Below are 11859 nucleotides of genomic sequence, written 5' to 3'. Positions count from 1 at the left end.
ATTCCCTCATACCCTTCTGTACTCACTCTCTTAGTCCTGTATTTTATATTTCGCGAGGTTGAAATTTTTTGATGTTAAGAATTTTCCCTTTTCTGTAATCATTATGTAACTGTATTCACGGAAACGTTTAAGCAACTTCTTACCGCGACGTTTTCCAAGTACCATCAAGGAAGTACTGAACCCATTTGCCATTTCTGCGCCTGGACCGAAAACGGTAACACTGATCAAACCCGTTGCGGGGTAACCGGTTTTCGGATTGATGATATGCGAATAGCGTTTGCCATTGATCTCAGCATATTTCTCATAATTTCCTGATGTTACTACGGCTCCTTCTGTTAGCGGAACAACTGCGTAAAGTTTGCTTGTCCTGAAAGGATTGGTAATGCCAATATTCCATGGGGACCCATCGGGTTGAGTTCCCCAGGTATTCATATCCCCTGATCCGTTCACGATACCAGCCATGATACCTTTTTTAGTCATCATCTCCCGGCACCGGTCAGCAGCATAACCTTCTCCCAGTGCACCAAAACCAATCTTCATTCCTTTTTCGGTGAGGAATATGGTTGAATTAACCGTGTCGACAACAATTTTCCGGTATCCAACCTTTTCCTTTGCTTTGAGCACCTGTTCCCTTGTTGGTAACTGTGTCATGCTTCCATCAAAAATCCAGATCTTCTCCATAGCAGCAAAGCTGATATCGAATGCTCCATCAGTTACTTCAGAAAATTTTATTGCTCTTTGTGTTAATTGCAACAACTCCTTGTCAACAAAAACCGGCTTTACCCCTGCATTGCTATTTATTCTCCCAACCTGTGTAGTATCAATCCAATCTGAGATCAGGTATTCGATCCTCCTGATTTCATTGATACAGCTATCGATGTTTTGTTCGGCAGTTAGAGAGTCTTTTGCAACAATCGATATGTCGAACGGTGCACCCATCAGTTGTACAGTACGGGTACGTAATGTCTGTGCTGATGTTGCGAATAAACAACCGGTAAAAATCGTCACCAGGAGAAATCTCATTTCATAAAATTAACCTTATCAAACAACGGACATCAATCATTATAAAAACATTGTCTATCCCCTTCTATGTGCTAATCATCATGTTGTCAGGTTAGTCATGTTGCCCCTATTCTAAACAACTTATCTAAGGCTTGTATTTCAGAAAATCGCCGTCGATAATCAGCAAGTTCACACCCTCTTCAGATATTGAACGATGTGAACTAAGTTCATCTGATACCACATAACTATCCCCGGCTGATAGTTCCAATGACTCACCGGTGCTTAACTCGCTTACAAATCTTCCTTGCAGGCAGTGCACGATGTGACCCTTCTGGCACCAATGATCGGCCACGTACCCCGTAGAATATTCGACTAAACGTATACGTAGCCCGGGGAACTGCATCGTCTGCCATATCGCAACACCACTTTCACCGATGTGTTCAGTTTTTGCTACACTGCTCCAATCAATTTTTTGAAATGAAATATTGCTCATAGTAATTTCAGCTTGATAATTGGATGTCTATAATTCGATGTTTATAATTCGATATCGATGGTTCCATAGCGATGATTACATAGCGATGATTACATTTTGATGATTCCACATTGACGATCGGGTTACAATCATTTTACTGTTATTTCTGTCAGCCCCGCATGTCCTTTCCCATCTTTCTTTAATTGACTTTCCGGCGTGGAAGGGTCAGCTGTCCACATCCCGTCTATGATATACTTATACAGATAGGTACCCTTCGGCAATTCGATCTTACATTCCCAACCATCTTTTGTTTTCATAAGGGGCGTTCCGAACATGTTCCAGTTGTTGAAATCACCAACAAGGTGTACTTCCGATGCCTGACTGAACCCTTTAAGCTCAAACTTCGTGTTGCCGTTCATAATCGGAACCGGGGAATTGAAATTTTTTCTCGGTAACAAATGATCAAGTTGGGCGACTGCATAAGCCATGTGCGCAATATAAACGGCATTGAACTGTTGATCTGTGGGTGGCACGTATTCGTAAACATCCATGTTGGTATGATGCAATGCATTCATGAGGTCAAGTGGATCCTGTATAAATTGAAAAGCAGGTATATTGTGAACGTCGAATATTTCGTGGTCCGTTTGATTTGCATTTTGTATCGTTAAGGTGTTATTTTCCGGAAAAACTCCGAGTAACCCTTTGAAGACCGGTTTGGCTTTTTCATTACCCATCAGGTAGAGTCCCCTGATCTTTCCTGCCCCGTTATCCAGGTTGAAGTACGCAGAAATCTTTTCTTTTTCACCTTTTGGTACAGCGGTTATGATATCGCCAACATTTTGAGAAACATAGGATGAAGATCCTGCGAAAACCTGTTCCTCTCCTCCCCAAAGTGCCAACCGGATCGTTCTCCTGGGCTTCAGACCAGATAGTCTGATAAGCCTCATGGCTTCAATCATTGCTGCGCTACCGGCTGCATTATCAGCAGCACCCGTACCTCCGTGCCAACTATCGAGATGCGCTCCGATGATTACCAGTTCATTTTTCAGTTTCGGGTCCGAACCTGCAATGTCAGCAATGAGGTTAACGTTGTATTTGGGCTCGGAATGGAATTTAACTTCCAGGTTTACTTTTAATCTCGGTTTAAATCCAAGATTGAAAAGCCTTACTATACGGCCAAAATGTTCATTTGCCATCACGAATGATGCAATCGGCCGGATGTCACTTTTCTTCATATAGGAAGGGATGTTACTGTTGCCATCAGCATGCAAAATGCCATAGGGAAAATCGCTGGGTTCCACTAAAGCCAACACGCCCTGTTCCCTGCAAAAATTGAAGAACGGTTCCTTTTGCTTTCTTCTTGAAAGCTGGCCAGCATACATTGCTTTTGTTGATCGCCTGCTATGATACCCGACGATAAGATCGTTGGGATCAGGGTTTTCCTCCGCTTGCTTCAAGGTGGCAGCTGTTAAACGCTCAGAGAAGGGTTGAGAGAAGTTGGTAACTTGCTGATAAGAAGAACCCAATAGCAATATCTTATTATTTAGTTGACCTTTTAAACTATACACGCTATCAAGGTTCTTCAGGTAGATAACCTCACCGGTTGCTTCTCCCCGGGTGGATGAAGTATATGCCAAGGGATATGCGTGGATAGGGCTAGTCACAGGGTCTGTCAACTCCATTTTATAACTAACCAACTCCCAGCCCAGGTGTCCATCATCGAAAGACTGCTTTTGAATGTTGGTTATCCCAGACTTTCTTAATTCCTCTTCAATCCATAATACGGAAGCATAATAGTTTGGCGTTCCCATCAACCTTGGCCCATATACATCGGTGAGCTGGCTAATGATTCTCATCACATGGGAATCAGCATCAGATGCTTTTTGGATACTCGCGAGGGCATCTGGATCCGGTTGTGCAAACACCCGTAGCGCTGAAATGATGAAAATAATTGCCGTCAGTGATCTTGCCATGAGTCTGATTTTAAATTAGAAACGCACTACCAGTTATTGCTGTTGTTTTCAAATAATTAAACTGACAAAGTTGTGCACGCCGTTCTCCTTATCTCAGTTGGATATGAATATGATCATCATGTCTCACAGCCTGGCAACCATGAAAGCGAATTTTTTCTGACTTTAGATTTAACCTTGCCTGCAAATGTGGCTCGATAAAAATTTTTCCAATGGTCTTCTGATCGGCGAAAAAATTTACCAGTGCCCGGGTTCTCCTTCCATCAAATGTATAATCGATGTCATTACCCTGTGGCATTATTTTTTTCATTACACTGTATTGCCAGTACCCTTGTTCTTCACAGAATGCAGCTGTATTATCTTCACCGATCGCAGGTTCTTCGCAAATTCCATAACCGATAAGTGAGGGGCACTCATTTGTTTGCTGATCATTTTTGTTGTCCGTGTAACAAAAAGCCAAGTCGAGCTTTTTGCCATCGTTATGGCTCAAATGGGGAAATAGCGGAAACTTATTCATGAACGGAAAGTTAGCATCCAGGTAATTCAATTTTGTACCAGGAAATCTTTCATTCATCTGCCTGGCTACTTCATAGGCTGTTTTACTTAGTTCCTCTTTGACATAATTGCGGTTCAGTAAACAGGTGACGATATTCAGGGGCTGGAGGTTATCTGTCGCCTTAAGTGGAAGGGCAACACGGCCAAAAGGTTTTGCAATGAAGGGCACAATGAAAATGGTTGTTAACAGGTAGATTGCCAGGAATGAACCCACTTTCAGTATCCGTTGATAAGCCCTCTTACCAGTCAATCTATTGAAAAATTTGTGGCAGAGCAAAGACAGCAGGAAGATGACACCACCTATCTGTGTAATAATAGTCAGCAACAAAAAAATCAAAACTATCAGGATCGTTTTCATACTTGTCGATGAAAGATAATCACAATCACAGTGGTCACCAACACAGAGGCCGGGGCGTCCGCCGGATATTCTATATAACCGTGTGAAATCAACACTTATGATCTTCCTGTTTTTACACTGGCGGCACGATTCTTTTGTTCTCTATGTAAAACGCAGTTATGGCAGACAACAATAATTCAATCGTCGTGGAGCCTACAAAGGAGTTTCATGTTCCTGGCGAAAAAGTATTTGATGCCGGGAATAGCGCTCCGGGTGAGCAACTAAAAAATGAAGCTGCAGAGCTCCAGCAAGAACCAGGAGAGGAAAACCAGATATCACCGGAAGGAGGGCAAGCAGCACGACCCGAAACGAAAACCGAAGGTTTGGAGTCTGGTGAGAGTGCTGAAGATCAGGCGCCACAATCAAAAGCTGAGGGAGAGCCAGAGATAAAAGACGAAAGCCCGATAACGGGTAAAGGGCCAAAACCTCTTGGCCCGAATCAACAAACCTGGGAAAATCCCAGGCCGGGCGACGAGTTAAAAAAGGAAATAGATGAACAGTTGAATAGGCTGAAGCAACTTGGCGAAAACCCGAGTGATCATAATCCCGAAACCGATAAACTGAATAAAGCGCAGGATATAGAAAGCAGGAGTGAAGGACCCGAACACTCAAAGAAATCAGAAAAAAGCACGCAGGAAGATTTCGACCCGGCTAAGCACAAATCCGACCCTCCAACACACTAACAGGAGATTATGAAGGCGGCTAATCTGTGTTTAACGACAGATCAAAAAACTGGCTTTCCACTACATATTTGTGAACCGCAAAAACCGCAGTCATCACTGCGGTTTTTTGTATAGTTATTACACTACGGGCGCCAACTTCTGCCCCAATTGTTGATAGAGATCTAAGAAATCATAGCTGTTCCAGGCCTCGGCAATTTTACCATCTGAGACCCTAATCATACACATCCCGGAAAATGTAACAGGCTTTCCGCTTTCTGTGTGTATAGCCGTCACTGTTGTGCGGCCTGATTCAATATCGTCCTGGGCTATCGCGTCTTCAACCTTTACATTTACATTATGAAACTGACTACGAAATTCATTAAAAAAAATCTTGAACCCATTCGGGCCCTTGGGCTGACTTTCAGGAACAATACCGTTGGCAGTTGCAGTTGGGCTTAACAATCTGTCAATTGCATTTTCATCATCCTTATTCCAAACTTCATCAAACCATCTGTAAAGTAGAGTTGTTTGCAGGTTACGCATAAAATAAAGTTTAATGATTGAAAGACTATTGTTTGTTGGTCCGGTTTATATTCAGTTTACCTATTTTTCTACTATCTTCCAAAAGGAGTTTTTGCTGATAATTTTGCCATCACGAAACTGCCAAAGGTCGCAGCCCCGGACATTCACACTAACTCCGGCTGTTGTCGTGCCGGTTAGTGTCCATTCAGAAACTCCGCGGTCTCCCGCCACCCAATGAATATCCTCGCCATAGTGAACGTCCGGAATGCCTTTGAACCGGCCTGCCAGTGCTTCACGCACCTGTTCCTTGCCTGCGTAACGTTTACCTATCGGATCAGGTCCGCGGGGCATATCCAGGATGCAGTCCTCTGAAAAAAATTCCATTATCGCATCAAGATCATGCCTGTTGAAGGCGTCAAGAACTTTTTTCATCGTGTCGACAGTAACGGTCATTTGTTGTGCGTTTACCTGAGGTTCTGGTGTACTGTTGCCCGGCTTATCTCTGCAGCCAAAAAATAACAGCATACCAGTAAATAGGCCAATTATTAGCTTATGAATTTTTATTGCCTTTTGAATTGATGGTTTCATTTAAGCTACAAAGTATTCGCCGAAAAAAAATCAAACCCCATGGGGGCTCAGGGCCTGCTTATTGATTTGAGGAAATTCATCTTGCCTCACGTAAGCTCCCACAGGCAATCCCATTTGTTCCATTGCTGCTATCCATTCATCATCATTGTTTGTTGAGTTAAACGTTAACGATATTGAGCCGGTATTTCGCAGGCATACGGGTAGAAGCAGAATTACAAAAAGTACCAGGAAGCAACTAATCGGGAGTCGAAGAATTATCTGAATTCAGCTTGTCTGATCGCTAAAATTCGTGGTATTGAATTTAACAAAAAAGATTGACAGATCCGGTTTTTATTTTGCCGCAGCCTGTGTTTCAAGATAAGCCTAACTGCTTTTTTATTTTAGCGGACAGCTTATCCTTAACGAGATCATATGACTGTTTCAGGTAGCGCTTCCAATCAGTTTTATTCATTTTATTGATATCGTCAATCAATACCCATTTATATTTAGCGACATAAGGAGCAGGTTTGAAACCGGGCAAACTACACATCTCCTCAAACTCTTCGTCATTCACTTTAAACGAAGCAGATGTGGGAGTCTGATCCAGCCCAACAACGCAAAACATTTTCCCACCAATTGAAAACACAAGATCATGCTCCCATTTGATGTCTTCGGTTACACCCGTCATCCCCCGGCAAATATTCTGCACGTCTTCAACATTCATAATGAATCAATTTTTTTGTGTTTAATCCCCGCGAACGGTCCGGCATGTGAAATTTACATATTCTTTATTATGGGAACAAGTTCAGTGTAATTTATTAAAAGTCGATATTTAAATGATACGAATTGAGCATTCAAGCCAGCGATATCTTTCCTTTAAAATTAAATCCTGATTACCTGTGCAACAAGGGACAGCAACCGGGAGGATCATTAATAAATAAATGGAATAAGTCTATAAGTTTTGTTTTTATAGTCTAAATATTCTGATCCAAAATGACGGATCAAAACCTTCTCCTCAATGTTTATCCGTTTGATCAACACAATGGAAATTGCTACAACTATCAATAAAAAAGATATCCAGTTGTTAAAGGTCCAACCCATTCCTACAAACGACATCAGGGGCCGTTAATATCAATGCAACGCATGCAATGTTCGCAAGATTCAGCATTTAAGTTGTTTGAAGGGTAATGTAAATGCCGCGCATCGAAGGGAATCGGCAAATGGAGGAATTACAGCGCTAATGTCCAAAAAAAAATAAATAGCCGGCCATATAAATACGGGCTATTTTAAAAGCCAGCTGACATGAGAAGTCCGGTTCCTGGCAGGAGCGTTGAATGTCACACCCTCAGATAAGGATTCTCCCTTTTCTCTACCCCGATAAACGTGACATCACCGTGTCCGCTATACACTTTGGTATGATCCGGCAAAGTCAACAGCTGCTCGCGGATGCTCCTGATCAAAGTATTAAAGTCACCTCCCGGCAAGTCGGTCCGGCCTATACTTCGCTGGAACAGCACGTCACCACTCAATACAAATTCGTCATCGGGGGAGTAAAAACTGAGATGGCCCGGAGAATGTCCCGGCGTGAATAAAACCTTAAGCCGGTCCTTCCCGATCATGATCTCATCACCGGCTTTCAACCAATGCAAGGGGCCAGTGTAGTTGTCAAATGGAATGCCCCAGCTTTTACCCGACACCGGTGCATATTCGAGCACCGGCTTCTCAAGTTCGTTCATGTACAGTTCGAGACCCCAGGTTTCAAAAACGAACTTGTTACCAAATACATGATCGAGATGACAGTGGGTGTTTAACAAATATTTAGGAAGAAGGCCATTTTTCTGTATAAAAGCTTTCAACTCATTATGTTCTGCAGGAAAATAACAACCGGGATCAACAATGACGCACTCACCCTCTCCGTTATAAACTACGTATGTATTTTCCTGTATGGGATTGAAGGTAAACTGCTTCACTGTCAACATATTCGTAACCTTTTTTAAGCTAATTTCAGATTTTACCGGTAGTCCGGATTGTTATAACTTTAAAACAATTAAAGATTGGGTATGCAATTTCAACAGTTTATGGGAAAGAGGAAAGATTTATTTGTTTTTGCTTTAGTTGTCCTATGTTTTCATTTTGAATCACTTGCTCAGGTTAATACCGTAGAATTTGGGAAAAACCGCGTACAATACAGAAAGTTCAAATGGCAATATTACCAGACGCCGAATTTCAATACCTACTTCTATGAAAACGGCCAGACCATCGCAAACTACGTCACACAGATCGCTGAAACTGAACTTCCACAAATAGAGCAGTTTGTCGAATATGGCCTGCAGCGCCGGACCAACATCGTAATTTACAATCACTTCAACGAACTGGAGCAGTCAAATATTGGTCTCAACCTCGATTGGCAAACCACGGGCGGCATTACGAAACTGGTGAATAACAAGATGATCGTTTACTTTAACAGTGATCACGAACATCTTCGTCGCCAGGTGCGCCAGGGGATAGCGCGGGTGCTGGTTGATAATATTCTTTTTGGGGATGACCTGGGTGAATTTGCTACAAACCAGGCCCTGCTCGATCTCCCAAAATGGCTCGTAGATGGATATGTCAACTACGTGGCGCTGGAATGGAACACAGAATTGGACGACCAGCTGAAATCTGCCGTTTTATCGGGTAGCTATAAAAATGTTTACCAGTTTGCGTATGCCAAACCATTGCTGGCCGGCCATGCCTTCTGGAATTATATAGCTGAAAAATACAAAAAGGAAAATGTCACCTATTTCCTTTATCTCGCCCGGGTTTATAGAAATCTGAATAGCGCTTCCAACCGGATCGCAAAAAAGAAGTTCAAGGACCTCGTCAAGGATTTCATGGCAGAGACTGAAGAAAAGTATTACCTCGATATCCGTGGCAGGAGAGATATCCCGAAAGGGACAGTTTCCATTGTTGAGGAACTGAAAAACAACCGGGACTTTATCCGATTCACTCCGAACCCTGCGCCAAGAAGCCAGACTTATGCCGTGGTTGAGTATGTAAAGGGGCAGTACTGTGTTGTTTTGTATGAAAATATGGTTGACCGGAAAGTTTTGCTGAGAACCGGTGTCAGGGTAAATGACAATGAGGTTAATCCTAACTATCCCCTGCTCGCCTGGGATCCCAAGGGGACAAGGCTCTCCTGTATATATTGGTCAGAAGGCAAGTCCAGGTTATTTGTTTATGACATGGTTCAGAAGTATAAACCAGTCAAGAACCAGGTTCTTGAGGATTTTGAACAGATACAGGATATGAAGTACATGCTGGACAACAATACCCTGTTGCTCAGTGCCGTGCGCAAAGGTCAGTCTGATATCTTTGTCTACAAGACTGAAAAGGGCACATTTGAGCAGATAACGAATGATTCTTATGCTGATCTTGATCCTACTTTTGTCGCGTTTCCAAACAGGACAGGAATATTGTTCTCTTCAAACCGCCCCAACGGTAACATCCGGGGAGGAGATACTGCCGTACCGCTTCAGCGCTACAACATTTTCCTAATAGATAACTGGAACAGGAGCGAATTCAAACAGATCTCCCAGCTCACAAATATGCGATATGGAACGGCCAGGTACCCGACTCCATACAACACTACTCACTTCACATTTATCAGTGATGACTTTGGAGTTGCCAATCGTTTCGCAGGCTTTTTCTCAACCCGCAGGGCGGGGCTTGACACCGTTTACCTGGTTGCCGACCAGGTACTTCGTAACCCTGAGCAGCGGGAGTTGGATTCGACGCTGGAAGTGTATGGTAAGAGCAAACCAGACTCTATTTTTTCGTTTTCAGTGACGCAGGATTCTGCTTACGTTTTTCCTATAACCAATTATCAAAGCGCCCTGCTGGAGACAAAAATTGCCGGAGATGCAGGCCTCGTAAGTGAAACAAGGCAACAGGGCAACCTGAAATTTCTCTATAAACTGAAGGTCGATGAAGCAGCCCTCCGAAAAAGGAATGTGAATCCGAAGCCTACCGATTACCGCAAGCGGACCATCACCGAAGATGTTATGTCAGGCGGCAGGGCGATTCAGTTCGACCAACCCTCCGCAGATACAACGGGTAAGCAAAATGCTTTTGAATCTGAATTTGAAAAAGAAGCAACGGATTCGACGCGGCCGGCAGAACCCGCAGTAACGCAGCCGGTGGAACCCGAAATCGAGTCTGTGCTGAAAAGGGCAAAACTATTCGACTATAAACTGAAATTTTCTGCCGATAACTTTTCCGGCTCTTTCAATAACGACATTCTTATCAACCGTTATGAGCCTTATACCGGCTCACTACCCGTCGTTCTTCAAAGCGGCGGAGCATTCAACGGTATGCTGAAAGCTTCGGTTTTCGATTTGTTTGAAGACATTCGTTTTACGGGCGCCCTCCGGTTACCGCTGATCAGCGGCGTGGGTAGCGGCGCATCAGTTGGTACTTCAGGCAGTGCTGCTTTTATACCGGTAAACCAGTCATTGTTTGACGGGGGCGGTGAGTGGTTCGCCAGGATTGATTATCTCAAACACCGACTCGATTACTCCGTGATTTATTACCGTAAAACTGAAATCGGTGGTGTGATTGGTGTGAATGGTACAAACCAGGTTTTTGAAGGCAAACAATTCACTAACCTCTTCCAGGGAGTTATCCGTTACCCATTCGACAGGGTCAGAAGTCTTCGCCTATCTGCGGGTCTCAGAACAGATAAGGTAGTGGTGAGAGCTACTAACTTCGATTCATCCTCACTGAAATCTCCTACTTTAAATAAACAGAATTTTGTAGTCACCCGTCTTGAATATGTATATGACAACACGATAATGAAGGCAACAAACATTATCAATGGTCTGCGTTATAAGATTTATAGTGACTTGAATGTCCAAATCAATAAACCATCGGAAGGCTTGCTTAAGCCGGGCCGTATGAATTGGAACGTCGGATTTGATGGCCGTTATTACCACCAGATCTTCCGCAATTTCATCTGGGCGGGAAGGGCAGCAGGAGATTTCTCATGGGGCAATCAAAAGACGCTGTACTATCTCGGGGGCATTGATGGATGGATGTTTCCAAAGTACAATGTAGAGCCAAGGCCATCGGAGAATAATGACTATCTCTACCAGTCGCTGGCTGTTAATATGAGAGGGTTCAACCAGAATGTTGCCAATGGCAATAATTCATTCGTGTTTAACAGCGAATTCAGGTTACCGGTGTTTTCATCGCTTTTTAATAAACCGATCAATAATGCTTTTCTCAGAAACTTCCAGTTGACACAGTTTTTTGACCTGGGAACTGCATGGACAGGGCCGGTTAAAAACATCGCACGCCCTTCCATAATTTATCCTAACGACGATGGAACGGTGCTTGTCAAATTGAAGGCCGGCGGTATCGGACCACTGGTTGGCGGTTATGGGTTTGGTGCGAGGAGTACCATCCTCGGCTATTTCCTGAAGCTTGACCTGGCCTGGGAAATGAATGGATTCTTTAAAGGAAAACCAATTCTGTATTTTGGTATGGGAATAGATTTCTAATCAACGCATCAAACTTCCTGAAAGGATTAAAACACTATAACCAAACATAAAAAGCGGCTGCCAGTTCTCAAACTGTCAGCCGCTTTTCATTTATACAATTACCTACGAAAATATCAGCCTTCACATATTAAATATCCCGGCAAATAACAATCACCTGCCAATAATTATAAAA

General features: G+C 43.2%; 10 protein-coding genes. 2 read left to right on the top strand and 8 right to left on the bottom strand.

The annotated features are described in order from the left end of the window. Positions 1–30: 30 nt before the first annotated feature. The 4 genes from ACX0G7_RS13210 to ACX0G7_RS13195 all read right to left on the bottom strand — a co-directional run bounded on the left by ACX0G7_RS13210 (position 31) and on the right by ACX0G7_RS13195 (position 4357). Positions 31–1023, bottom strand: a complete 993-nt coding sequence (locus ACX0G7_RS13210; protein ID WP_458923958.1) for an FAD:protein FMN transferase — start codon at positions 1021–1023, stop codon at positions 31–33. Positions 1024–1147: 124 nt separating this feature from the next. Further along, positions 1148–1495, bottom strand: coding sequence for a DHCW motif cupin fold protein (locus ACX0G7_RS13205; protein ID WP_458923957.1), 348 nt, complete (start codon positions 1493–1495; stop codon positions 1148–1150). A gap of 128 nt (positions 1496–1623) precedes the next feature. After that, positions 1624–3447 (bottom strand): M20/M25/M40 family metallo-hydrolase, encoded by a 1824-nt coding sequence (locus ACX0G7_RS13200; protein WP_458923956.1) that lies wholly within the window; start codon positions 3445–3447, stop codon positions 1624–1626. Positions 3448–3535: 88 nt separating this feature from the next. Next, positions 3536–4357: a hypothetical protein gene (locus ACX0G7_RS13195; RefSeq protein WP_458923955.1), complete on the bottom strand. Its 822-nt coding sequence runs from the start codon at positions 4355–4357 to the stop codon at positions 3536–3538. 158 nt (positions 4358–4515) lie between these two features. On the opposite strand from ACX0G7_RS13195, the gene ACX0G7_RS13190 reads away from it, so the two are divergent. Further along, a complete protein-coding gene (locus ACX0G7_RS13190; protein ID WP_458923954.1) occupies positions 4516–5079 on the top strand; it encodes a hypothetical protein in 564 nt (187 codons plus the stop codon). 117 nt (positions 5080–5196) lie between these two features. Here the strand turns inward: ACX0G7_RS13190 and ACX0G7_RS13185 are convergent, their stop codons facing one another. The 4 genes from ACX0G7_RS13185 to ACX0G7_RS13170 all read right to left on the bottom strand — a co-directional run bounded on the left by ACX0G7_RS13185 (position 5197) and on the right by ACX0G7_RS13170 (position 8126). Continuing rightward, positions 5197–5601, bottom strand: coding sequence for an ester cyclase (locus ACX0G7_RS13185; RefSeq protein ID WP_458923953.1), 405 nt, complete (start codon positions 5599–5601; stop codon positions 5197–5199). A gap of 60 nt (positions 5602–5661) precedes the next feature. After that, the gene (locus ACX0G7_RS13180; RefSeq protein WP_458923952.1) at positions 5662–6033 is read right to left on the bottom strand and encodes a nuclear transport factor 2 family protein; all 372 of its coding nucleotides are present in this window, start codon (positions 6031–6033) and stop codon (positions 5662–5664) included. A gap of 487 nt (positions 6034–6520) precedes the next feature. After that, entirely contained in the window at positions 6521–6871 is a 351-nt protein-coding gene (locus ACX0G7_RS13175; protein WP_458923951.1) for an MmcQ/YjbR family DNA-binding protein, read from the bottom strand. A 613-nt stretch (positions 6872–7484) separates the two neighbouring features. Then, complete coding sequence (locus ACX0G7_RS13170) at positions 7485–8126, bottom strand: MBL fold metallo-hydrolase (RefSeq protein ID WP_458923950.1); 642 nt, start codon at positions 8124–8126, stop codon at positions 7485–7487. An 81-nt stretch (positions 8127–8207) separates the two neighbouring features. Between ACX0G7_RS13170 and ACX0G7_RS13165 the strand changes: the two genes are divergently transcribed. Then, entirely contained in the window at positions 8208–11687 is a 3480-nt protein-coding gene (locus ACX0G7_RS13165) for a hypothetical protein (protein ID WP_458923949.1), read from the top strand. Positions 11688–11859 lie beyond the last annotated feature (172 nt).

This window comes from Flavitalea antarctica (assembly GCF_054461535.1).
Note: the sequence above shows the minus strand (reverse complement) of the source record. Positions and strands in the feature narration are given on the sequence as shown.

What these genes read in the sequence shown, in the direction of transcription:
- ACX0G7_RS13175 (WP_458923951.1), bottom strand. Translation starts at nt 6,871, where the DNA reads ATGAATGTTGAAGACGTGCAGAATATTTGCCGGGGGATGACGGGTGTA.
- ACX0G7_RS13170 (WP_458923950.1), bottom strand. Translation starts at nt 8,126, where the DNA reads ATGTTGACAGTGAAGCAGTTTACCTTCAATCCCATACAGGAAAATACA.
- ACX0G7_RS13180 (WP_458923952.1), bottom strand. Translation starts at nt 6,033, where the DNA reads ATGACCGTTACTGTCGACACGATGAAAAAAGTTCTTGACGCCTTCAAC.
- ACX0G7_RS13185 (WP_458923953.1), bottom strand. Translation starts at nt 5,601, where the DNA reads ATGCGTAACCTGCAAACAACTCTACTTTACAGATGGTTTGATGAAGTT.
- ACX0G7_RS13195 (WP_458923955.1), bottom strand. Translation starts at nt 4,357, where the DNA reads ATGAAAACGATCCTGATAGTTTTGATTTTTTTGTTGCTGACTATTATT.
- ACX0G7_RS13165 (WP_458923949.1), top strand. Translation starts at nt 8,208, where the DNA reads ATGCAATTTCAACAGTTTATGGGAAAGAGGAAAGATTTATTTGTTTTT.
- ACX0G7_RS13210 (WP_458923958.1), bottom strand. Translation starts at nt 1,023, where the DNA reads ATGAGATTTCTCCTGGTGACGATTTTTACCGGTTGTTTATTCGCAACA.
- ACX0G7_RS13205 (WP_458923957.1), bottom strand. Translation starts at nt 1,495, where the DNA reads ATGAGCAATATTTCATTTCAAAAAATTGATTGGAGCAGTGTAGCAAAA.
- ACX0G7_RS13200 (WP_458923956.1), bottom strand. Translation starts at nt 3,447, where the DNA reads ATGGCAAGATCACTGACGGCAATTATTTTCATCATTTCAGCGCTACGG.
- ACX0G7_RS13190 (WP_458923954.1), top strand. Translation starts at nt 4,516, where the DNA reads ATGGCAGACAACAATAATTCAATCGTCGTGGAGCCTACAAAGGAGTTT.